This window comes from Erwinia sp. PsM31 (genome assembly GCF_030433775.1).
Taxonomy (GTDB): Bacteria; Pseudomonadota; Gammaproteobacteria; order Enterobacterales; family Enterobacteriaceae; genus Erwinia; species Erwinia aeris.
Genome location: NZ_JARUWZ010000012.1, coordinates 49,327 through 72,285, shown reverse-complemented (window position 1 = coordinate 72,285; position 22,959 = coordinate 49,327). Strand labels below are relative to the sequence as shown.

The window sequence follows — 22,959 nt, the reverse complement described above, 5'->3', positions numbered from 1 at the left end:
ATGGAAATCCCCTGAACTTTCTTATGAATTATCGATGCCTGATGGCGGGTTGGTACCACGTTTACATCCCTGATAGCGCTATTGCAGATCGCCAAAACTTCGTAAAGAAGCCGCGATCGGAAAAAAGCAAACGTTTAACCCGACAGGCATAATGCCCTTTTTATAAAGGCAAACGATTATCCTGCCTTTAAGGCCGCCTTTTCAACTGCTGATGCCGGGAAGGCGGCAGATTTTCGTCTCTTTTACGTCCGCGCCTGCCTGAGCAGACTTTAGCTGGCTCGCCGACAAGCGCGGTCATAGCACTTTCTTATGGTCGCGGGCGCGATGAAACGTCAGGGGCCGCCGCGCGATGATTCATTCAAGAGTGAGCGCACCGCCTTTTTGCAGCGCCCGCTGCCAGGCCGCACGGCTTTGGACTTTCTTCAGCCAGCCCTGAATGGCAGGGGAGTCGCCTGCGCCGCCGCGCGCGCTGAGCGCCTGAAGCGGAAAGCTCATCTGCACGTCGGCAATGCTGAAGCGCGACCCCGCAAACCATTCGTTGCCCGCAAGGTGTTGCTCGATAAATTCGCGATGGGTGGCGAGCTGCTTATCCAGGAACGCCTTCTGCACACCCTTGCCAAAGGCGCGGCCCACCGGCCGCAGCAGCCACGGCACCGGCGCCTCGCCCATTCGGCTGAAAATCAGCTTCATCACCAACAGCGGCATCAGTGAACCTTCCGCATAGTGCAGCCAGTAACGAGACTCGATACGCTCATCTTCCGTGGTGAGTTTCAGACGATTTTCTGCGTCATAGTGCTCCGCCAGGTATTCCAGGATTGCGCCGGACTCTGCAATCACCCGATTTCCATCGGTGATCACCGGCGATTTGCCGAGAGGATGCACTTTTTTCAGCGAATCGGGCGCCAGCATCGTTTTTTCGCGCTGGTACAGTTTGATTTGATAAGGCGTTTCCAGCTCTTCCAACAGCCAGAGAATACGCTGCGAACGGGAGTTGTTCAGGTGGTGAACGGTGATCATGACCTTTCCTTGTGCGTAAACGAAGTGCTATCAGTATAGACGGCCTTATTTACGTTCAGGCTCCAGCAGGATTGCGCCCGTGCCGCGCTCGCTCAAGCGGTCATCCGGGTTGCGCAGCGGACAGTCCTCCATCGATAAACAGCCGCAGCCGATACAGCCATCCAGATCGTCGCGCAGTCGGGTCAGCGTATCAATGCGGCTGTCCAGCTCCTCGCGCCATTTACGGGTCAGCAGCGCCCACTCTTTAGGCGACAGCCGCTTGCCCGGCGGAAACTGCACCAGGTGCTCGCCGATGGTCGCCAGCGGGATGCCGATCCGCTGGGCGATTTTAATGACTGCCACCCGGCGCAGGACATCGCGATGATAGCGGCGCTGGTTGCCGCCGTTGCGAAAGCTGACGATCAGGCCTTTGCTTTCATAAAAATGCAGCGTCGAGACGGCGACGCCGCAGCGTGCGGCCACGTCGCCGGGCGTCAGTTCGCGCTTGTTTAATACGAGATTTTTTTTCACTTTGCGCTTTACCTCAAGTTAACTTGAGGAATTATACTCCAGCCCTTAAGAAGGCGAACCCCTCTTTTTCGCCATAGCGATCGGCCGCCAGCCCCAGGGAGAAGACCAGTATGCATGATGAGATTATTCACGCGCTTACCGACTGGATTGACAGCAATCTGGACAAAACGCTTTCTATCGATGACGTTGCGGCGCGATCCGGCTATTCGAAATGGCACCTGCAGCGCATGTTCCGCGCCGTGACCAAACAGACGCTGGGCAACTATATTCGTGAGCGTCGCCTGACGCTGGCCGCGAAAGAGCTGCGCCAGACGCAGCGTCCGGTGTTTGATATCGCCATGCAGTATGGCTATGACTCGCAGCAGACTTTCTCGCGCGTTTTTCGCCGCCAGTTTTCCCAGACGCCGACGGCCTGGCGCAACACCATGCGCCGTCAGCAAAAGCGTCCGCTCTATTTTGACTGCTCTGAATTCCCGTCAGCGGTCAGCACCAACGGCTAAACGCTTTCGCACTCCAGCGCCGCCGACGCCTGTCGCCTGCTCCAGAGCGCGGGCGAAAAATACCAGCCGCCGCCCAGCGCTTTGATGTGGTACATCGCCGCATCGGCCTGGGCGATGGTCGCCTCGCCGGTATGATGATTTTTCGCCAGCGCGATGCCGATACTCAGAGACTGGGTAAGGATCGTGCCGTCGTCCAGCCTTATGGGTTCACGCATCGCCTCAATGACGCTTTGCGCAACGCAGCCTGCCTGCTCGCCGCTGTCAATCGCTAACAGCAGTACCGCAAACTCATCCCCGCCTAGCCGCGCCACCAAATCGCCTTTGCGCAAGCGTGCGCGCAGGCGCTGTGCGGTAATGGTCAGAACCCTGTCGCCAGCAGCATGGCCGTAGCGATCGTTTACCTCTTTAAAACGGTCGCCGTCGATAAACAGCACCGCCACCCGCGCGGCGGTCAAAGGATTGTCCAGCTGTTTGTGCAGCTCCTGCTCAAAAGCCGTGCGGTTTGGCAGGCCGGTTAACGCATCGTGCCGCACCTGATGGGCCAGCGTGGCATTCTCGCTTTGCAGATGGCGCTGCCAGTCGGCCAGCTCGTCCAGCAGGCTGTTAAAGTCGCCGCTCAGCTTGTTTAATTCGGCAATAGAAGAAGAAGGCACGCGCAATGAAAAGGCTCGTCGCCTGCGTACTTCATGCGCCACGCAGGCGATGTTTGACAGCGCGCTGACGATGCCTGAATGCATTCGGCGCGACAGATAAAAGGCCAGCAGCGCGGAGAGCAACATGCTGCATCCCAACCATGTCAGCGCCTGATAAAGATAATGCATTACCCGACATCCATCGCCGGTCAGCCAGATGGTGCCAATTTCTTTACCGCCGCGCAGGACGGGGATCTGCACCGGTTTGGGAAATAACCAGCGCGATACCAGCTCGCTGAAGGCGCTCTTGTCGCGATTATCGTTTGCAGCCCAGCTTGCCAGCAAACGGCGATCCGCATCGAGGATCCGAGCCTGACCAAACTGTGTTTTCGCGCCGATAGCCTGGAGGATAGCGCGCGCCGCTGCGCCGTCACCTGTCGCTACCGCCTGCCCGGCGCTGTAGCTGATGGTCGTCGCCAGCAGCTCGGAATTGTTTTCGGCGTAGTTACGCAAAGCCAGCACCGAAAGCAGCGAGAGCGAAATGCCGCTGAACGTTAGCGAGACAAGAATAATAGTTAAATGAATACGCCGTAGCGACTTGCGTAGCGTAGGCAGCGGCTTAGCTGCCGGTTGCGCGGTAATGTTTCCCGCGGGACGGTCATGATCCATGATTCCTCCCACGCCAACCGAACGGATCTCCGCTCATGCAGCGCTTCTGCATTGGGGGCTTGCGTTGGCGACCGCCCGTAGCAGTAACGCTGCCGGGACCAGGCTGCTGCCCCGATCTGAGGTAAAGAGCAAGCTGCACGCGAGGGGAATGTTGTTTGCGGGCAAAAAATGGCTTTTCGACCCTGAACAGCCACAGGCAAACAGGCAGGCTCCGGTTATCTGACGTAAAATTCCTGCTATTGCCATCCTGTGCGCGTTTACCGCTGATAGCTTATGCAGGAAATAAAATGGCAAAAATTAGTTTTCAAAAATCCTACAACTCCTCTTCATCCCATACAACTTTTAACAGGTCAGATTCATCCCAAAGGAGCCGACTATTGCCAGATAATTTGGCATAATTCAGCGAACAGATAAAAATAACGGCGCGGAGAAATAAGTTAAAAGCGCTAAGGCAATTTCGGAACGGTGGGCGAAATGATGTAAATTACTCTCATTCCTTGTCTCAAAAATAACCTGAGTTTGAACGTAATTTAAAAAGATATTAACTTTTTCAGGCGCTATTTAACGCCCGCCGCGCAATATCACCGCTAACTTACGGGAAATAAATGTGATTATTGTGCGCGATCAAAAAACGCCCATAAGCGGTCTTAAAAGTGTTCAAAACTCGCCTGACGCAATGCTATAATGTGACCGTCATCACACTTACTCCCTGTATCCGCCCCGATGAAAAGCAATCCTGGCCTTTTCGTCCGGACAGATGACGCTTTTTCTATTGCCAGGCCTGATTGACGCGGAGTTTCAGAGATATGGGTACCTTAACCGCTAGCCTGGTGCTGATGAGATGGGAACTGGTTAGTGCAGTCATGATGTTTCTCGCCAGCACCTTTAACGTAAAATGTCGTCAGTCCAGCCGCAACGGCATGGCCTTCATTTTTACCGGCGTTGGCATAGGCATGTCGTGTTGGTTCGTCACCGGCCTGTTAGGTATCACGCTGAGCATGGATAACCTGCTTAACTTCTGGCATATCACCAAAGACGTGTTTGTCGATGTCATGAGCCATACGCCAGCCGATTATCCTCTGCCATAAAAGCGTAAAGCCGCATGAAGATCATGCGGCTTTCGTCTTTATACTTTCTTCAGCGTCCCGGCCATCGCCGCCGCTTCGCCGCCAATCGCCTTCAGCGTTTTTGGCTTACGTTCCTGTAGCCACATGTCGCCCATCATCTTATCCAGCCCCTGATCCAGACCGGTTACCATGCCTGCGCCCGGCGTGAAGGTCAGCTCGCCGAAGTAGATTTGCCCTTCGCTGATATACCAGTCAACGCGCACGTAATCGAAGTCGCTGGCCAGCTTTTTGCTCAGCGCCAGCGCTTTTTCCAGCGTTTCCAGGTCGCCGCTGATATCCAGCCCCGTATCACGGATCTTATAGAAGCAAGATTTCAACGTGTTAACGTAGAAGTTCATCGACAGCGGCGCATTGCCGCAGCGATTATAGATAATCTGCAAAACGTACTCGAAAGTACCGTCTTTCTTGTTAAACATGTGAAACTTGTAGTCAACGGCGGCAAATTTACCGTCGCCGACGTATTGCTCAACCAGAATGCGCGGCTTGATATAGCGATAGTGAATCTCACGCGCTTCGTGCGAGAAATCCCGGCTCAGCCACTCTTCGCAGCGCTTGATCAGCAGCTGTTTCTGCAAACAGTCCGGCTCTTCCAGCAAAATCTCCACCATGCCTGACCCGTGATTGGGCTTCACCACGGTGTTCTTCAGCGAGCTAAGCCCCAGCAGCGTGACAGGATCGGCTGTTTCATGCAGCAGTGGGATTAAATATTCATCCCCAATGGTCTGAGAAATATAGTCACGAACCAACAGCTTATCGGACAGCATGCCATAACGCAGGTAGTCGCCGGTGACGAATTTGCGGTACAGAACTTTCTCATTAAACAGTTTCGGCTGGTGTATGTTGGGTAATTTTTTAAATTTATGCAGATAATAAATTCTGTCCTGGTAGGACCAGGGCATTTTTTTGAAAAGGAACAGGAAACCTTTTCTTATTTCTGCTTTGAGTTTTAGCATTTTCGACCTCATTTGCAGGCTTTATAATTGTTTGAGGAAAAATTTCTTCAAAATAGCGTTTTCTCGCCATCCGAAATCGCGACACCCGCGTCTCATTTTTCCCGGCAGACATAAAAAATCCGTCAGCTGCTTTACCCGTTTATGCAGTTTTCCTGCGCACGGTCTCTGCTTCCTGCAAGGCAACACCAGATTCATGCCTCTGGCGTCAGAAGAGAGAAAACTGACTGACGAAAAGCCCGTTAAGGACGCGCTGAGCAGATTCCTGCTTGCGGTAGTGCCCTTCGCGGGACGACAACTCCATTTTTACTGAACAGAGCGGCCTGCGGCCGTCCTGGGTTTTATTACTGTTTCTTCTGCGCCGTCGACGGCGCGCTTTCCTGCCGCTCCGCCTGGGTGGCTGATTGACCATCCTGCAGCCACATCTTGCCCATCATTTCGTCCAGCCCGTGCTTCAGCACCGGCATCAGGCCTGCGCCTGGTGTAAAGGTCAGCTCGCCAAAGTAGACGTCGCCCTGGCTGATATACCAGTCAACCCGTACGTAATCGAAATCGCTGGCCAGCTTTTTGCTCAGCGCCAGCGCCTTCTCCAGCGCGGCCCGGTTGTGGCTGATATCCAGTCCGGCAGTATCAAAGCGGCGGTAGAAGCAGCTATCAAGATTATTGACATAGAACAGCATCGACAGCGGTTGATTATCGCTACGGTTAAACACCACCTGCAGCACATACTCAAAGTGGCCGTCCTGCTTGTTAAACATATGAAACTTGTAATCAATCGCCGTAGACTTACCGTCTCCTACCCGCTGCTCAACCATGATCTGCGGTTTGATATAGCGGTAATGGATTTCACGCGCTTCGTGCGAATAATCTTTTGTCAGCCACTCGCCACAACGTTCAATAAGCTGATGTTTTTCGACAAAATCAGGTTCTTCTACAAAGACTTTAACCATCCCTGAACCGTGGTTTGGCTTAATGACCGTATCTTTTAGCGTTTCCAGCTCAAACAGCGTCTCAGGATTATCCGTGGTGTGTAACAAAGGGATCAGGTATTCCTCACCAATCTTGTGGGAAATATAATCCCGCACCAGGATCTTATCTGATAACGCGGCGTAACAATCGTAATCGCCTTTAATAAACTTGCGAAACAGTACCTTTTCATTAAAAGAATCAGGATGACGAATATGCGGCATCCGTTTAAACCGATGAAAATAATATAATCTGTCCTGGCAAGACCACGGCATAATTCGGATGCAATTCAGGGCGGCCTTTTTAAGTTGTTTTTTTGCGTCTACCATTTTCTTACTCACCTATAGGTTTTGTAGTTGAGTGAGGAAAGCTGCATCTTAAGAATGACCCCATTCTTAAAGAAATAATTCATCAGCGTCAGGGATAACAGTTCCGTGACCAGCACGCTCCACGCGGCACCCGTCAAGCCCCAAAAACGAATGAAAAACCAGTTGGTTACTACGCTGACCGCCACCAGTAAAATAATTTTCACCAGCAGATAATTAAAACCGCCCTCTTTCACCATGTAGCGATAGGCTACGGTACCCATTGCTGAAAAGCAGGTCGCCAGAGAAAGCAACGTGACCAGATCGCCTGATTGCTGATAGTCATGACCGTAAAGCAGGCTGACAATTTTTTCGCCGAACAGCGCAACAATCAGCAGCATAAACAGTGAAACGGCCATAACGTAGCCGTTAAGCCTGGCGGCCAGTCTCAAAGCTACATCCGCCCGCTCGCGGAAAATTTCCGAGAAGCTGGAGGTGATAATCGCCACCGGGATAAATATCCATGAGGCAGAAATCGTATTCGCAGCGGTAAACAGCCCAAGCTCGTGTGCCGATCCCACGCCGACCAGGAAAAACTGCGCCAGCTTCACCTGAACAGAAATAAACACGCTGGAGATCGCCAGCGGCAGTCCCGCATGGAACAGATAGCGCAGATAGCTGCGGTGCTTGCGCCTGGTTGGCGGGCTGATGGTGTTTTTTTGATAAAACATCGTCCGCTTAATCAGGTACGGCACCAGCGTCACCGCAACAATCGAGAAGGACAGCAGTAGCGGATTAAGCTTGAACCACGCAATAGCAAAGCTAATGGCGAAACTGATAATCATTCCCGTTGCGTTTGCAACCGTGTTCATCCGCGATTCCAGTCGCGCATTGTTATAAACGCTAAAAATATCCTGGGTCACGAAAATAGCCGACAGAAACGACGCCACGGCAAAAATCAAAAAATTTTCACGCATCTCCAGCCAGACCCACGCCAGCACCGGCAAAGAAAGTAATAATAACAATGCCATACGCAGCTGTTTTGCCACGGCCATCAGCCGCAGGCCTTTCGCCGCGCTTTTGCTGATGCTTTTAAACAGGATGGTTTCCGTACCAAAAATCGCTACGGTTTGAACAATGGAAAAAATGGATGCAGAAAATGCGATTTGCCCAAAAACAGATGGCCCAAAAGATTTTGCAACATAGGATGTAACAAAAATTACACCAAAAACCGAAACCACCTTCTCTGACATCATCCAGGCAGCGTTCGTGACGACACTGTGTTTCATTGAAGCTTCCTTCGTAGAACTAATAACTTATAACGAAAGTCAGTACATCCTTGTCTATCACAGAGAAAATAAACCTGGCCTGGGCCTGGCAAAATAAGCGTCCGGAATATTATTTTACGGGCGATAGCGCACCGCTCTTATTTAAAAGATTTTATTTTATCAGATCGTTTTTTTAACGAACCGTCTGATTCTTCCTGGACTTGATACTGGTTAGCAACCCACCTCAGCACGAACAACGCTGGAGAATATCCTGGCACAGTTTTTTTCTTCCGCCTGCTGGATCATTCTGAATTACTAACTGGCCTTGCTGCTGGCATGAATCGAATTTATAACAAAAAGCGCTTTATCGAAAGCTAACCAGGTGCATTGCAAATAAAATAGGAGAAATCCCATGATGATATTTATTCATAATCCCTTAACTTAAAGCCTGCAATTCAAATCGCGCACTTAACGTCGCTGTCCTGATTAATGGATAAATTAGATCCATTCTTTAGTGCAGCCATTCTCATCACTTTATAGTTAAGAAAGGTAATAGCATCCATGAGAAAGTCACGATATACAGAAGAGCAAATCACCAGTGCCATTAAAGCATCTGAATGCGGCGTAAAGGTTAAGGAGATTTGTGAAGAACTGGGGATTTCTGAGGCCACATTCTACAGCTGGAAAAAGAAATACGCCGGGCTATTCTCGGAAGAAGGAAGAAAAATCAAGGAGTTAGAAGAGCGCGTACACAGTATGGAACGCGAACTCCAGATGCTCTCTTCAGATAAAGAAATGCTGCAGAGCGTATTGAAAAACTTCTTTACTACCAATGATAAGCGTCAGGCGGTTAATTTTCTTCAGGATACTTTTGATATCGGCACGCGCCGGAGCTGCCGCTTGCTGGATATTAGCCGCAGCGTTTATCATTATCCTTACAACTGTGAGAATCAATAATTGCGACGCAGTGCGCAATTTTTTTACTGTTCAGGACCAAATTAAAATATTCCGATCTTTAATTAAAAAGTACCGTTCCTTTTTATGGCGACCTGATTCGGTGATGAGTTTATTCCTATAAACCCGCCTCACCAGGCTACCACAATTGATCGTCACCAGAAAAATTATTTTACTTTCATACAGTTAAGAGCGCATTTATCTTTTTGGTCAACGATAAATGCGCCAATTCTGACATAAAACCTTCTTACAGATCGACCCGAAAACCCGGCATCTACTTCAGTAATGATAATACTTATCAGTTTACGAATGGTTTACAGTTCTCACTGTTCTCTGCCGTTCGCCATGCGTCCTTTCGCGTGAAAACCCCGCCACTCCGGCCTCCTCCGTTTCGCTACCCTGCTTTCAAGACCAACGATAATGCAACAGACCTTAACATTCCTGACCTTTACGACCGACATTGATGTGCAGAGTTAATCTTTTTCTGTGATTTATTAATGTATCCATCTGCCGGGCATCGTCCTTTCTTCCGTTTCTGTTCATTAAAATTTGAGTTAAAAATGGTTTGTTGCTGCTAAAACAGTCTCAAAAAAGAAGCAATATTGAATGTGTAGTAAGAATTGACTGTGTTTGAAAATAACCAAATCCGATTAGCGATTATTCTTATAGCGGAACAATCGGTCCCTGTGTCATAGCAGTCTTTGATGGAAGCCGCTTTTTTTCCTCACCGCATCGGAAAAAAAACGTGATAAAAATCACACATAGAGCTAAAAACTTCCGGAAATTACAGCCAGCGGCAATAAAAAAAGAGCACGAAAAGCGCTCTTTTTTTTACCTTAATCAAAACAGTTTGCCAAAGGCTGTGCCTTTTTCGGCCAGTCTCTTAAGAAAAGACGGATTTTTTAACCGGTTCAGGTTGGATACGTGTCGCCAGCACTACGCCCGCTATCAGGGCCAGAATGCCGCAGACCGTTACTGCTGAAGGCCAGCCCTGCCTTAATAAAAAGGTGTAGGCCAATGCCGCCAGCGTTTCAAAAACAATCAGCGGGCCAACCAACACGGTGGGTAAACGCTGGCTGGCTTCGTTCCAACACAAAGCGCCCAGCCAGGAGCAGAACAGGCCCAGCGCGATCATTAAGGCGATAAAAAGAGCGGGATGGGGGCCAAAAGGCAGCGAAAAGTCGGGACGGGTAACGTGCAGCTGAATGCTCACCAGCAAATAGCCCACCAGTGCCAGCGGCAGCGTGGCTATGCCTTGCGCCGTCGCCCAGGTCGTCGCGCTTTTCTGCGGATGCGCGCGTAACCAGCGAGCGTTGCGTAGCGGATACCATGTCCAGCAAATCATCGCCATTACCGCCAGCCCTATGCCGCTCAGATAACGTGGCAGATCGCCATGCTGAGCGCTATCCTGCCATTCCGCAACGTTGACGCAGCCTAATCCCAGCGCGATCAGCAGCAGTACCGGCACCAGCTTTCGCCACGGCAGCCGCCCTTCATGGTGCCCATAAAACAGGTTAGCGCTGACGGAAATAACTACCGGCAACGTGCCGATAATCATACTGGAAACAGGTGCGCCGGTACGCTGAATAGCACTGGCTAAAAAGGTGTAATAAAGAAGGTTACCGATCAGCGCCAGTTTGAGTGCTTCTTTCCAGTCGCCGCGCGACAGCTGACGCAACCGGCGTCGATCCTGCCACGCCAGCGGCAGAGCAATCAGGCCGAAAGCCACATAGCGGCCTACCGACTGTAGCGCGCCCGGGTAATCCGGCACCAGCAGAGGCACCACAAAAATAAGTCCCCACATCAGTCCCGCGCTCAGGGCAAAAAAGACACCAGCAAACATAAACAGCGATCCCGTTAATTAAAGCGAAAACGCTATTCTGACGCGCCGTCAGGGGAAAAGATTGTAGCAGATTGCGCTTAGCCTCTTATCTGCTTCTGATAGCGCACCGGGGTAGTGCCGTAGCGGTTAGCGAAGCTGCGGGTCAGATGAGCCTGATCGGTCAGGCCTACCGCCAGCGCGACGTCAGCGGCCGGGCGGCCCGAGGCCAGCAGCTCTTTTGCGCGCCACAGGCGAAACGCCATCAGCATCTGATGCGGCGTAACGTGATACTGCGCCTTGAACTGTCGTTGAAAATGCCAGGGACTGAGCGAGGCCAGCGCGGCCAGCTCGTTCAGGGTGATATTGTCAGCAAGGTTGTCGCGTAAATACTCTTTTATGAGGTCGAAGCGGTGCCTGGGCGCGGCTGCCATCTTATCGCCAATCCGGGCGCAGGGACGCAAAAGGTCGATCGCTGTCAGTAAAATGCCGTCTCTCGCCAGCGGATCCCGCACCTGCCAGAGCATAGCCAACAGCGCGGAAAGCTGGGCCGCTCGAGGCGGATCGAAGCACACCGCCTCGGTAAACCACCAGCCCTGCTCGCCCGTTATGGCGGCCAGCCGCGCCGGATCGAGATAGAGCATACGATACTGCCACCCTTCTTCGCTGGCCGATTCGCCGGTATGCAGCTCGTCCGGATTCATTAACACCAGCGATTGCGCGGGTGCCGTATGCACAGCGCCGCGATAGCGAAAACGCTCCGCGCCTGCGTCTATCGTGCCGATGCCGAACGCCTCATGCGTGTGCGGCTCAAAGGCGTAGCGCGAAATATGCGCCTGATAAAGCTCTACGCCCGTCAGGCCATCAAGCTGGCAAAAGCGGGCGCGATCTTTTTCATCATTAAACTGCGCGGGAACACCCTGCAAGCCAGCCTCCGGAAAATTGAGCGAGGAACCCTCTTCTGCTTAATACAAAAGTATAACGTTAGCAGCGAACGTCATCCTTAATTTGTCTGTTTCCTGCAATTGATTTGGCATAAGTGATTAATAAATTAAACATTCATTCAACCAACAAGCAATGCTCTTAACTTGTAAATCGTCATTTACTCAATGTTGAGGTTGCCGGTGTTCAACTGAGTTTTTTCCACTGGAACGCCGAAGATGTCCGATATCACACTTACGTCAGGTCAGGAGAGCAGCCTGACCCTTTTTCTGTCGCTGGTTACGGGCAGGCTGAAACCGGGCAAGCTGTGGTATGACCGGGAATATCGCCTCAAGTATTTGTTCCGCTCGCTCGCCTGTCCGCGGCAGACCCTGAAACTGACCGATGCGATTATTCATGAGCCGGTGATGCGTGAAATACTGGCCGTCCAGCATACGCTGCCGAGCAAGATCCATCGCCCCTATCTCTATGGCGGCATGCCGGTGGCGGATCGGGCCGGGGCGATTATCGCGCACTACCGATTCGCCAGAGACCTGCCTTACTCTGTCTTTCGTCAGGCGCTGCTCAGCCAACAAGGGGCGGAGCTGCTGCGTTTTGCAGGCAAAGGTGGCGAAAGCTTTTCCATTACCATGGCCTGTACCGGACGCTGTGAAAGAGAAGGCGAGGTCAATCTGTTTTTCAGCCAGGACGGGATCAAGCTGGCGATAGTGACCTTTGCTGTAACCGAGCAGCAAGGTGAAAAGGTAGCGATCGTCGGCGGTATTCAGGGCGCGCATCGCGATACGCCGCACGAGCTGATCCGTTCGGCGACCAAGGCCTGCTATGGTTTATTTCCGAAACGCCTGCTGATGGAAACCCTGGCGCTGTTCTGTAAGGCAACGGGGATTTCGCAGATCCAGGCCGTCAGCGACACCGGCCATATTTTCCGCAGCTGGCGCTATCGCCTGAAAAAGAAGAGTTTGTTTCATGCCAGCTATGACGAATTCTGGCAGACGCTTAACGCTGTGCCGCTGTCGTCAAAACTCTGTCGCTTGCCGACGACGTTTGCACGCAAGCCGCTGGAGGAGATAAGCAGCAAGAAACGGTCGGAGTATCGGAAACGCTACGAGCTGCTGGACGCCCTGGCCGGGCAGTTCACCGCGCATATCCGCTGAGCCGCGTGCCACAGGTGACCGTACCGGCCCGCGTGCGGTTCACCTTAGCGGCTTTCCTTTACCACATCATCAATTTTCCAGCCGTCGCGATCTTTGCGCATCGTGACCAGCAGCAGCTGACGATCCTCTGGATCCTTGCCCAGCGCCACGTCGCCGGAGGCGGTTTCGCCGTTGACGGTAAACCGGCTTACGCTGACGTGATCCACCCAGCTGTCGCTGTAATCCTGATCCTGCAAAAAGAAATCGTCGTCCATGCCGTCAGGGCTTTTGATCAGCACGTTGATCTTTTGCAGCAGCTGCGGCGTGACATACTGATTTAACACCGGATCGTGCTCGTCGATCGGGCTTTCATCCTTGCTCAACGCGTTAAGATACCAGCTGTAAAAATCCTGGCTTACCTTTTGCGGATCCTGTTCCGCCGCGCCGGCCTGCGACGCCAGTAGCGCTATGCCCAGCGCCAGTATCCATTTTTTCATCAACAAATCTCTGCCCGTTACGCTTTTACGTGGCGGCTCCACGCTGCCGGTTAATTTACCTTTTCATCGCCCTGAATGAACCCGTTTCCGCATTATTTTTGGTAAATGTTTATACCGTGTCGCGCCGTAGCCAACGGGTCATGACTTTAGCCAGGGCAGCAGGCGCCGCAGCGGCCTGATAACTGCAACAGCCTGCAAATCCGGACGACAAATGCGAGCCATGCCGAAGTCCTCAATGTTTTTCCGCTGCGCCGTCAGAAAACAGTGTCCGCTTTTTTTATGTGGTTATAAGATTATCGCGCTGCCGCAACTCCTGCTTAATTATCGTAAGCGTCAGCTTTGCCGTTCAGACCGCAATGGAGAGCATACAGATGGAAAGACGAGTCACCAGGCTGGAAACCGATGTCGGGCATATGCAGGAAGCTATTCAGGAAATCAAAAGCGACATCCGCGAGTTTAAAAAAGAGGCGCGCATGGATTTTCGCCTGCTGTTCGGCGCAATTGTGACCACAACTCTGGGGCTGGCTTTGCTGATAGCCAGGGGTTTTGCCTGGCTGTGACGCGGCCTGCCCGCTGGAGCCAGGTTATCCTTTACAAGCCGGGCCGGTTTCTGGCGGCAGCGGGTGCTGCTGATGCTTTATACCGCCCTCTCCTGGTGTTTCACGCTTAGCGCTATGGCGCGTAACGGCGCGGCGCATTTTCCCGCAGCAGACCGCCGGGATCGGGCGCAGGATAGTCGGCATCAATGCGTAACGGCGCGGCATAGCGGCTCTGCCACAGCTGCTCATAAAGCGCATCCAGCCGTGCCGCCATGACGTCATCATTCAGCACCAGCTCCAGGTTGCGTGAATTATCAAAGTAGCCGCCGCTCCAGTTACTGGTGCCTGTCCAGGCCAGTTCGCCGTCGATGGTCATGATCTTACTGTGCACGACGCGGGCGTAGGGAATAAAACCGCTGCTCGCCTCCGGTATCGTCACGATTTTTATCGTTACGCCCGGCACCAGCGCCAGACTTTTCAGCCAGGCGATATCGGGCTGTTTGGTATTCCAGTTGGCGACCATCAGCTCGACCTGTACGCCGCGCGCCGCTGCTGCGCGCAACGCATTGTCGATAACGGCATAAAAGGGGCGAGTGCGATTTTCGCCAAACGACAGCGGCGCATATTCCATTACCTGCACCCGAATACGCTTTCTGGCGGAAGCAAGCAGCTGCGGCAGCACCAGCTGCGAATCAGGAATACCTGCCGGATTCCAGGCGCGCGGGCTGGCGACCAGATAACGGCCGGCGCGAAGATCGGCAGGCAACGCATCCGTACCGGTTTCGGGCACCTTTTCGCCCGCCTCCAGCAACGGCTGCGCGGCCCAGTCGTGATTAAAGATGGCGGCAATTTGCGCTACAACAGGTGCGTCGTTAATCAGCAGACCGGTTTCCTGGATATGCTCCAGCGCCCGCCAGTCGAAGTTCTGGCTGCCGACAAAGCTCTGCTTACCATCCACCAGCAGGTATTTTGCATGAATAATACCGCCAGCCAGGCGGGCGAAAGGCATAATGCGCAAGGTCAGTCCCGGAATGGCTTTCAGCTGCGCCAGCGTTTCCGGCGTGCTGAGCTTCAGCCCCTTTTGATCCATTAAAAAACGAATTTTTACGCCGCGTTCGCCAGCCTGCCGCAGCGTCTGGATCACCTTATCCAATCGCGAACCCGGCTCGTTGGCCACATAGAATTGTGCAATATCGATCTGCGTACGGGCGCTGGCGAACATCTCTTGCCACACCACGGCACTGCTGCGCAGATCTGACGCCGTCAGGGTGGTTTCGGCGGGCGCATCATAAACCAGTTCATAACCCGCGATGGCGAACTTTGCCTCACCGAGCGGGCTGAACAGCAGCAGCCCGCCGCACAGCAGCCGTTTGCACCGCTGCGCAAGATCACGCATAGCGGCGCACGCCATTGTCCTGCGGCCCGGCAACAGGCTCGGCCCACTGTACGGGCGTAGCCGCCCGCAACAGCAGCACCTTAAGTAATTCATTAATGCGCTCCATACGGTTCTGCAAAAAGTTATTGCTAACCAGGCAAACCAGCGCGATAGCGATGCCTAATCCGGTGGCGTACAGCGCGGTGCCCATCCCGGCGGAAACCTGGCTGGCGTCCGACACGCCTGCCGCCGCCAGCGCTTTAAACGTGTCGATAATTCCCATTACCGTGCCCAGCAGCCCCAGCAGCGGCGCGGCGGTCACCACCGTTTCCAGCAGCCACAGGCCGCGCGTCATGGCCGCTTTGCTCAGCAGATACTGCGCGTCGACCTCGTCGCTGAGCGCCTCGGCGGAAGCCTGCGCTTTACGTGCCAGTACGGGCTGCACTGCGCGCAGCGGCACGCTGCTGCGTCGGGTTACGCTTTCCGGCAGCGCGTGCGTTTCCGTCGTCAGTACCGCCGCCAGCTGGCTGGCCTGCCGCCGCGTCCACGCAAACCAGATAGATCGTTCAATAATAATCACCAGCGCTGCCGCCAGCGAGAAGTACATGACATAAAAGATTGCATCGTGCATCAGGGTTGCATTCATCTTCTTCTCTCTTTCGGTTAAAAAGTGGCTTCCAGCGAAACGCTGTAGGTACGCTCTACGCCAACATTGTAATAAGGCGTGGCGGCGCTAAGACCGTTACGCGCATCGGCGTTAAATACCGTAGTGCGCGCCGACGTCAGGTATTCCTTATCGAGCAGGTTGAGGATGCCGAACCGCAGCGCGGCGCTTTTGACGATCTTTTTATCCACTGGCAAATAAACGCCTGCCGCCAGATCGAACACCGTTCTGCCGCCCACTTTTTCATCGTTGGTCATATCGCCGTAAAACGCGCCGACATATTTTCCGCTGACGCTGCTGTAGTAGCGGCCATCATCGTAGCCCAGCGTCAGGTTCAACAGATTTTTGGGCGAGTTGGGCAGCTGCTTGCCGCTGGTCGGCAGAGAGATATCTTCCCGCGTGACGTTATCTTTCTGCTCGGAGTCGGTATAGGTGTAAGACGTGTAGTAGTTGAAGTTATAGGGCAGCTTGCCGCTCCACTCGACCTCCAGCCCCCGGTTTTCCACCTTGCCGACGTTCATCATCTCGTAGTCGCCATCCGGGTTGGTGGTGGAAATCTGACGGTCGGTATAGCGCAAATAGAACAGCGTGGCGCTGAGCAGCATATCGTCTTGCTGAAAGCGCCAGCCCAGCTCATGGTTCCAGCTCAGCTCCGGTTTAGTATTAATCGAATCGCCGACGTTATAGAGCACGTAGTTTTGCGGCGTACGCATATTGCGCGTCAGGTTGTAAAACACCTGATTCTGCTGATCGAGCCGATAGCTGGCGCTGAAGTTCGGCAGGAACTTGTGATAGGTGGCGTGGCGATGCTCCGGCGCGTTTTCCAGGCTGCCTTTGTTTTCGCCGCGACGATCGACGTGCTGCCAGGCCAGACCGCCGACCAGCGTCCAGTCGGGCGTGATGAACCAGCTATCCTGTAGCCAGATTTTTTGCGCGGGCGTGATGGTATACTGGTTGCGGCCCTGCACGGTGTTGCCGTTGGCATCCTTTACCTGTCCGGCACCGTTCGGATCGCCCCACAGATCAGCTGGATTACCGTCGCTCTTGATCGCCACATAAGGCTGCGTTTGTAGCTGGCGAGCGCGTTCATACCAGTAGCCCAGATCCAGACTGTGCTGCTCGTTGATATCCCACTTCAGTTTAGTCGTGATGCCGGGCCGCCAGGTTTGTGTCCACGACGGGCGGTAATAAGTATTGCTGGTCAGATTGCTGAGATCGTACTGGCCCGCCTGATCGGACGTTGGCCCCAGCGTGCTGGCGCTCTGGCCGGTAAAGCTGCCGCCGTTGCCCCAGTAATAGTAAGGCTGCAACGTCAGCGACAGGTTATCCTGCAGCTGGAGTTTCTGCGTAAAGCTGAGGGTGAAATTCTCGAACGGGTTACGGTTCAGCTTGTAGTATCTCGACAGCTGACCACGGCTATTGTACTGCGGCGTAGCGGGATAATCGTTGGCGTAGCGTCCGTCCTGTTCAAACTGCGCCTTGCTTAACGTATTGTAATTGGCGTTTTCCTGACGGTTATACTTCATAATCAGGTTGCTGCTGTTGCCATTTTCCGCCTCGAAGAGCGAGTTCATCTCAAATTTATTGGAATATAAGCGTCCTTCGCCGCGCCATTTTTTCGCTTCGGTATGCGAATAAGAGAGCCAGTTACTGAAGCCGTTATATTCGCCGGTTTCCAGACGGGCGAATGTTTTACTCAGATTGTTACTGCCCAGCGTCTGCTTCACAAAGCCGCCGAAATCTTTTGCGGGTCTTTTGGTCACCAGACCGATATTGCCGCCGCTCGATCCAATATGGGGGCCGTCTGCCTCGGACGAGCCCTGCGTCACAAACACCTCTTCGATATTTTCCGCGTCGCCCACCAGATTAGGGTAAACCGCGTAGTTGCCGGAGTCGTTAATTGGAATGCCGTCGATCGACAGGCCAATCTGATCGGAGTTCATGCCGCGCATGGTGTAATCAACGCCGCTCAAACCGCTGGCGTCGTTGCTGTTAACGTTCAGGCCGGGCGTATATTTCAGTCGATCCAGCGCGTTTCCCGCCATATCCGCCTGCTTCTGCATCGCCTCTTTAGTAATGGTAGAACGTGCTTTCGCCGACTCTTCCTGCACCATCATGCCGCCGCCCAGCGTCTCGCCCTGAACATTAATGGCACCGACATCGGTACTCTCTGCTGCCTGTGCCGCCATTGATAAGGCCGACATCACCGCAAGGCACACCCCGGAACGTATAAAAATGCTCATTATTATTTCCTGTTTTGATGTTGGGCGTTCACGGCGCCCGATAATTCAGCGTGGCGGTAAAGCGCCTGCTGTTTTGTCCGGCGAAGGCGTCGGCCGGGAACGGCTTGACCTGCCTGATATTTTGTAAGCTGCCCAGCGCGGCGCGATTAAGCAGCATATTGCGAGCTTTACTGCTGATGCCGGAAGCCAGTACGCGACCGCTGCGATCGACTTCCAGCCAGATTTCCACGCTGCCTTCCGGGCGTTCCAGCGAGGCCTGACGGCCGGTGGGATAGCGTTTTTGTGCCTCCAGATCGTGACGTAGCTCTGCGATCCAACCGTTTTCGATGGCGCCGCTGTTGACGCGCGGCGCGACGGGTTTGGGCGTGGCGACCGGCGACGCGGCGGGTATCGGCCTTGCAACGGCGGTAGGTTTAACCGAAGTACTGGCTGGCTCGATCGCCTTTTTCGGTTTTGGCTTTGGCTTCGGTTTGGGCTTCGGCGGCGGCGCAACGGGTTCAGGCGAGGAGAGCGTAGGTTCCGGCGGCGTTTCCACTACGGGCTGAGGCTCGGGTTCCGCTGGTGGTTCGGAAGGCGTTTCAACCGGCGGTGTCTCAACCGGCGGTGTCTCAACCGGCGGCGTTTCAGCCGATGGGGGTTCCACCAGCGCCAGTTCCATGGTTGATTCGTCGTAGCGCGGTTCAATTTTCAGCGTGGCGTGCTGGTTCATCAGCACCCAGCCAGCCGCCATCAGCACGGGCAGCCAGCTAAAAGCATGGCGAAAACGATAGACGGCGTACATGTCATAGTTTCCGTGTTGCGATAGAAATAGCGGTAAAGCCGCCCTGCCGCAGGCTGTCCATTACGGCAATCAGCCGCTCGACGGGCACGCTTTTATCGCTGTTAAGCACGATCGCCGTTTTCTGGCTGTCTTCCTGCTGCGCTTTCAGCCGGTTAACAAGCGTTTCTGGCGTCACCGGCTGTCCGTCCAGCTCCAGACGGTTATCCGTGCCCAGCGTAACGATGGCGTGCTGCTGCGGTTTTAACTGCTGCGCGCTGGCCGCGCCCGGCAGCTGGGTTTTCATTCCCTGGGAAGGAATAACGTTCAGGCTGATCAGAACAAAAAACACCAGCAGGAACATCATCACGTCAATCATCGGGATCAGTTCAATATGGGCTTTATTTTTGACAGGTTCATTCCAGCTACGCATCAGGCTCCCCCTCTTTTTGGAAGGCCAATATAGAAGCGGAATGTTTATTTTTAGTTACACTTTTAAGATAAAACGGTGGATCATTACGATTAACTTACATATTAGTGACGGAAGGAAATTAAAAACGGGTGAACGGGGGGTTTTGCGAGGGGCATCTGAAATCGAAAAGAATTATCTCTCAGAATACAGGCTTAAAGAAGTGAACGCAGTGCAAATGTAATAATTAAACTATTGATAATAAAGTTATTAATGAAAAAACCGCGCGTAAAACTTAGCGCTTTGCCAAAGCCGAAAGGCTTGTTATCACTCTCTGGCGGGAGTAACGTCATCAGGCCATTCATTACCATTTAAGGAAGAATATGAAACTCTATTACTCTCCCGGCGCCTGCTCGCTGGCCCCGCATATCGTCCTGCACGAAACTGGCCTGGCGCACGAGCTGGAGACGGTGGATTTAAAAACCAAAACCACCCGCAGCGGCAAAGATTTTCGGGCCATCAACAGCAAAGGCTATGTGCCCGCGCTGGCCCTGGACAACGGTAGGGTGATGACTGAAGGCGCGGTGATTTCACAATACCTGGCGGATTTAAACCCCGAAAGCGGCCTGCTGCCTGCGCAGGGCGAAGCGCGCTACGCCGTGCTGGAGTGGATGAGCTTTATTTCTGCCGAGCTGCATAAGACGCTGGCGGCGCTGTTTAACCCGGCGGTAAAAGGCGAGTGGAAAGATGCGGTGGTCGCGCAGCTGACGCGCCGACTGAACTGGCTGGAAAATGAAATCGACGGTAAAACCACGCTGACCGGCGACCGCTTCACTATTGCCGACGCCTATTTGTTTACCGTGCTCGGCTGGAGCAAAGTGGTTGGATTTAGCCTGGACGACTGGCCTGCGGTGCAGCGTTACCTTGCCAACGTCGCGGAACGGCCCGCCGTGCAGGCCGCGCTGAAGGCGGAAGGCCTGATCTGAATAGCTGCGCGGAGCGAGGTTAACCTGCGCAACCCGCGTTCATCCGGCCTTTTGCGTACGGCAAAAGGCCGGGCGGACAGCGCTACGCAGGTTTCCCGGCCCGTTCGGTCGCAGGCAGCAAGCTGGCCTTCAATCTGGATGTAGAAACAGAAGTCCGGGCCGTATCTGCCGCTGCCTATCTTCGTTAGCCTTCAGGAATAAATATGCACCTACACCAAGCAACGCCGCTTATCCCGTCACGTGCGCTCAGCCTGCTGGCCGGACGTGACGTCTGGCTAAAAATGGAGGCGTTTCAGCCGCCCGGCTCTTTTAAAATCCGCGGTATCGGGCTGTCCTGCCAGCACTATTTACACCAGGGTGCCGAACGCTTTGTCTCTTCTTCCGGCGGCAATGCGGGCATGGCGGTCGCCTGGGCCGGTCGCCAGCTGGGCGTACCCGTTATCGTCGTCGTGCCTGAAACCACTTCCGCGCGCGCCGTTGAGCTGCTGCGTCAGGAGAACGCAGAGGTTATCGTACACGGCGCGTCCTGGCAGGAAGCCAACCACTACGCTCAGTCGCTCTCAGGCAGCAAGGATGCTTTTCTGCACCCGTTTGACGATCCGTTGCTGTGGCAGGGCCATGCCACAATGATCGATGAAGTGGCCGCTGACGGCTGTAAACCTGACGTGGTGATCCTGTCTGTTGGCGGCGGCGGCCTGCTGAACGGCGTGGTGGAAGGGTTGCAGCGCAACGGCTGGCACGATGTCCCCGTGATAGCGGTGGAAACTGAAGGCGCAGCCTCCTTTCATGCGGCTCTGCAGGCCGGTCATACCGTGGAGCTGGCCGCTATTAACAGCGTGGCCGGTTCGCTGGGTGCAAAGCGCGTCAGCGAGCAGTCTCTACGCTGCGCCGCTACGCATCCGATCCACAGCGCGCTGGTTACCGACAGCCAGGCTATCGCCGCGTGCAGCCGCTTCCTGAACGATCATCGCGTGCTGACCGAGCCAGCCTGCGGCGCAAGCCTGGCGGTTATTTACGATAGCCATCCGCTGCTGGCGGCGTTCCGGAAACCGCTGGTGATTGTCTGCGGCGGCGCTACCGTTACGGCGGAACAGCTGTGGCATCTGTCCGAAAAGCGCTAAAGGCTGTAAATGCGTCTGGTAATGCGGGCAGAAAACGCTAATCTTCTGATTTTGTTAATAACAGGACAGAAGAAGCGCTATGGCAGATCGCGAGCATGACTATCAGGTGACCGTGGAGTGGACCGGCAACAAAGGCCAGGGCACCGAAAATTACAAGGCCTACGACCGCCAGTTTAAGGTGGTAGCCGACGCTAAAGCAGAGATAGCCGGCTCCGCCGATCCCGCTTTTCTGGGCGACGCCAGCCGCTGGAATCCCGAAGAGATGCTGCTGGCTTCCGCTTCCGCCTGCCATAAACTTTGGTATCTGCACCTGTGCGCCGAGGCGGGCATTAGCGTGCAAAGCTACTGCGACAGGGCGGAAGGCACCATGCTGGAAGCCAGACGCGGCCGTTTTACCCGAATTGTCCTGAAGCCGCAAATCACGCTACGCGCGGGTGACGATATTACCCTGGCGGCAGCGCTGCACGAAAAAGCACATGAGCAGTGTTTTATCGCCAACTCGCTGAACTTTCCGGTACTTTGCGAGCCGACTATCAAACACGCCTGAGTGAAAAACGACGTTAACCCAACCGGAGAAGTCATGAACCCTTATTTTACGGAAGTTATCGCTGCCCACGTGGCGATTGAAAACTGGCTTGGTCAGGGTAGCGGCGACATACAGGCGCTTTTAAATCGCTTCAGCGCGGACTTTGTGATGATCCCTCCTGCCGGTCGCTGCATGGATATGGCCAGCGTGAGCGACTTTTTTCTGGCGCAGCGCGGCGGCAGGCCGGGGCTGGCTATCGTGCTTGAGGAACTGACGCTGGTGGAAAGCTGGCCCGGCGGCGCGGTAGTACGCTATCTTGAACGGCAGACCCGGCCAGACGCAGCCGCCACCGCGCGCTGGTCAACGGCGGTGTTCCGGCTGATCGACGGCCATCCACAGTGGGTTTCCCTGCACGAAACCTGGCAGGGCGCGTAACCAGCGCGCCTTAGCTCGCGCTTTGGCAGTCCGCGTCCGGGATCGGCATAAATTCCGCGCATCACCGGTACGACGTCGGCCAGGCGCTGCACAAGGTAAAACGCGTCCTGAAGCCGGGCGGTAAATTTATCATGATGGATACCGCCTCGCCCGGTCAGCCGGTACTGGATGTCTGGCTGCAAACGGTGGAGATGCTGCGCGATCCTTCTCACGTACGCAATTACTCGCAGGGTGACTGGCTGAAGATGGCGAACAAAAGCAGGATGATCGTTAACCGGCTGGTGATGGATCGTCTGGATCTGGCGTTCGCTTCGTGGATCGAAAGAATGCAAACGCCGCAGACGCTGACGCAGGCGATCCTTTTGCTGCAGGAAAAAGCGTCCGCCAGCGTGAAGCGCCATTATGCCCTCCAGCCGGACGGATCCTTTAGCACCGATACCCTGATGTTTCAGGCACAATAGCCCTGTTCTGCTTTGTTTATCCTCAGCTTGCTGATGCGTTTGATCGGCATTTTTTCATCTGCCCGCCAAAACGCATTACGCTGCAGCCTTGCAAACGCCGCGTGCCGGTCAGCTTTTGCGCTTTTTATAACCGTAGCAGGCTCATTCAGCCACG

23 protein-coding genes and 1 pseudogene are annotated in these 22,959 nt (G+C 54.2%); 10 read left to right on the top strand and 14 right to left on the bottom strand.

What is annotated here, in order from left to right:
• Positions 1-354: 354 nt before the first annotated feature.
• A complete protein-coding gene (locus tag QCD69_RS11685; protein WP_301252118.1) occupies positions 355-1,017 on the bottom strand; it encodes a glutathione S-transferase family protein in 663 nt (220 codons plus the stop codon).
• 45 nt (positions 1,018-1,062) lie between these two features.
• Complete coding sequence (gene soxR, locus QCD69_RS11680; protein ID WP_253456106.1) at positions 1,063-1,527, bottom strand: redox-sensitive transcriptional activator SoxR; 465 nt, start codon at positions 1,525-1,527, stop codon at positions 1,063-1,065.
• Positions 1,528-1,637: 110 nt separating this feature from the next.
• Between soxR and soxS the strand changes: the two genes are divergently transcribed.
• Positions 1,638-2,027, top strand: coding sequence for a superoxide response transcriptional regulator SoxS (gene soxS, locus QCD69_RS11675; protein ID WP_125290210.1), 390 nt, complete (start codon positions 1,638-1,640; stop codon positions 2,025-2,027).
• On the opposite strand, the gene QCD69_RS11670 is transcribed toward soxS, so the two are convergent.
• On the bottom strand, positions 2,024-3,328 hold the full coding sequence (locus QCD69_RS11670; protein ID WP_253456109.1) for a diguanylate cyclase domain-containing protein: 1,305 nt from the start codon (positions 3,326-3,328) through the stop codon (positions 2,024-2,026). The two genes, soxS and QCD69_RS11670, sit on opposite strands and share 4 nt — an antisense overlap.
• Positions 3,329-4,134: 806 nt before the next feature.
• Here QCD69_RS11670 and QCD69_RS11665 point away from each other — a divergent pair.
• Positions 4,135-4,416: a YjcB family protein gene (locus QCD69_RS11665; protein WP_125290208.1), complete on the top strand. Its 282-nt coding sequence runs from the start codon at positions 4,135-4,137 to the stop codon at positions 4,414-4,416.
• 38 nt (positions 4,417-4,454) lie between these two features.
• On the opposite strand, the gene QCD69_RS11660 is transcribed toward QCD69_RS11665, so the two are convergent.
• The 3 genes from QCD69_RS11660 to QCD69_RS11650 form a co-directional block, all read right to left on the bottom strand.
• Positions 4,455-5,408 (bottom strand): ATP-grasp fold amidoligase family protein, encoded by a 954-nt coding sequence (locus QCD69_RS11660; protein ID WP_253456112.1) that lies wholly within the window; start codon positions 5,406-5,408, stop codon positions 4,455-4,457.
• A gap of 341 nt (positions 5,409-5,749) precedes the next feature.
• Positions 5,750-6,595, bottom strand: coding sequence for an ATP-grasp fold amidoligase family protein (locus QCD69_RS11655; RefSeq protein WP_367317863.1), 846 nt, complete (start codon positions 6,593-6,595; stop codon positions 5,750-5,752).
• 113 nt (positions 6,596-6,708) lie between these two features.
• On the bottom strand, positions 6,709-7,965 hold the full coding sequence (locus QCD69_RS11650) for a polysaccharide biosynthesis C-terminal domain-containing protein (protein ID WP_301252115.1): 1,257 nt from the start codon (positions 7,963-7,965) through the stop codon (positions 6,709-6,711).
• 540 nt (positions 7,966-8,505) lie between these two features.
• Here QCD69_RS11650 and QCD69_RS11645 point away from each other — a divergent pair.
• On the top strand, positions 8,506-8,901 hold the full coding sequence (locus tag QCD69_RS11645; RefSeq protein ID WP_125290204.1) for a transposase: 396 nt from the start codon (positions 8,506-8,508) through the stop codon (positions 8,899-8,901).
• An 880-nt stretch (positions 8,902-9,781) separates the two neighbouring features.
• Here QCD69_RS11645 and QCD69_RS11640 read toward each other — a convergent pair.
• The gene (locus tag QCD69_RS11640; RefSeq protein WP_301252114.1) at positions 9,782-10,741 is read right to left on the bottom strand and encodes a DMT family transporter; all 960 of its coding nucleotides are present in this window, start codon (positions 10,739-10,741) and stop codon (positions 9,782-9,784) included.
• Between the two features lie 77 nt (positions 10,742-10,818).
• Entirely contained in the window at positions 10,819-11,643 is an 825-nt protein-coding gene (locus QCD69_RS11635) for an AraC family transcriptional regulator (RefSeq protein ID WP_253456124.1), read from the bottom strand.
• Between the two features lie 234 nt (positions 11,644-11,877).
• Between QCD69_RS11635 and QCD69_RS11630 the strand changes: the two genes are divergently transcribed.
• Positions 11,878-12,813 carry a VirK/YbjX family protein gene (locus tag QCD69_RS11630; protein ID WP_253456127.1) on the top strand — a complete coding sequence of 312 codons (936 nt, stop codon included), beginning with the start codon at positions 11,878-11,880 and terminating at the stop codon, positions 12,811-12,813.
• A 44-nt stretch (positions 12,814-12,857) separates the two neighbouring features.
• On the opposite strand, the gene QCD69_RS11625 is transcribed toward QCD69_RS11630, so the two are convergent.
• Complete coding sequence (locus tag QCD69_RS11625) at positions 12,858-13,289, bottom strand: DUF3828 domain-containing protein (protein WP_253456131.1); 432 nt, start codon at positions 13,287-13,289, stop codon at positions 12,858-12,860.
• Between the two features lie 371 nt (positions 13,290-13,660).
• Between QCD69_RS11625 and QCD69_RS11620 the strand changes: the two genes are divergently transcribed.
• A complete protein-coding gene (locus QCD69_RS11620; RefSeq protein ID WP_253456134.1) occupies positions 13,661-13,849 on the top strand; it encodes a hypothetical protein in 189 nt (62 codons plus the stop codon).
• A gap of 112 nt (positions 13,850-13,961) precedes the next feature.
• Here QCD69_RS11620 and QCD69_RS11615 read toward each other — a convergent pair whose 3' ends face one another.
• Genes QCD69_RS11615 through QCD69_RS11595 form a run of 5 tightly spaced genes read right to left on the bottom strand, consistent with a single transcriptional unit; the run spans position 13,962 to position 19,300 of the window.
• Positions 13,962-15,224: a phospholipase D-like domain-containing protein gene (locus QCD69_RS11615; RefSeq protein WP_301252113.1), complete on the bottom strand. Its 1,263-nt coding sequence runs from the start codon at positions 15,222-15,224 to the stop codon at positions 13,962-13,964.
• Positions 15,217-15,849 (bottom strand): MotA/TolQ/ExbB proton channel family protein, encoded by a 633-nt coding sequence (locus tag QCD69_RS11610; protein WP_301252111.1) that lies wholly within the window; start codon positions 15,847-15,849, stop codon positions 15,217-15,219. The genes QCD69_RS11615 and QCD69_RS11610 overlap by 8 nt, the downstream gene beginning before the upstream one ends.
• Before the next feature lie 17 nt (positions 15,850-15,866).
• Positions 15,867-18,110, bottom strand: coding sequence for a TonB-dependent receptor family protein (locus QCD69_RS11605; protein WP_301252109.1), 2,244 nt, complete (start codon positions 18,108-18,110; stop codon positions 15,867-15,869).
• A 28-nt stretch (positions 18,111-18,138) separates the two neighbouring features.
• Positions 18,139-18,891, bottom strand: coding sequence for an energy transducer TonB family protein (locus QCD69_RS11600; protein ID WP_301252108.1), 753 nt, complete (start codon positions 18,889-18,891; stop codon positions 18,139-18,141).
• A gap of 1 nt (position 18,892) precedes the next feature.
• Entirely contained in the window at positions 18,893-19,300 is a 408-nt protein-coding gene (locus QCD69_RS11595) for an ExbD/TolR family protein (protein WP_301252107.1), read from the bottom strand.
• 359 nt (positions 19,301-19,659) lie between these two features.
• Here QCD69_RS11595 and gstA point away from each other — a divergent pair, with 359 nt between their 5' ends.
• The 5 genes and pseudogenes from gstA to QCD69_RS11570 all read left to right on the top strand — a co-directional run.
• On the top strand, positions 19,660-20,262 hold the full coding sequence (gene gstA / locus QCD69_RS11590; RefSeq protein WP_301252106.1) for a glutathione transferase GstA: 603 nt from the start codon (positions 19,660-19,662) through the stop codon (positions 20,260-20,262).
• A 203-nt stretch (positions 20,263-20,465) separates the two neighbouring features.
• Complete coding sequence (locus QCD69_RS11585; protein ID WP_301252105.1) at positions 20,466-21,383, top strand: pyridoxal-phosphate dependent enzyme; 918 nt, start codon at positions 20,466-20,468, stop codon at positions 21,381-21,383.
• Positions 21,384-21,462: 79 nt separating this feature from the next.
• On the top strand, positions 21,463-21,930 hold the full coding sequence (locus tag QCD69_RS11580; protein WP_253456158.1) for an OsmC family protein: 468 nt from the start codon (positions 21,463-21,465) through the stop codon (positions 21,928-21,930).
• Between the two features lie 33 nt (positions 21,931-21,963).
• Complete coding sequence (locus QCD69_RS11575) at positions 21,964-22,344, top strand: DUF4440 domain-containing protein (RefSeq protein ID WP_253456161.1); 381 nt, start codon at positions 21,964-21,966, stop codon at positions 22,342-22,344.
• 53 nt (positions 22,345-22,397) lie between these two features.
• Positions 22,398-22,805 (top strand): annotated as a pseudogene (locus QCD69_RS11570) (class I SAM-dependent methyltransferase); the annotation flags it as partial.
• Positions 22,806-22,959 lie beyond the last annotated feature (154 nt).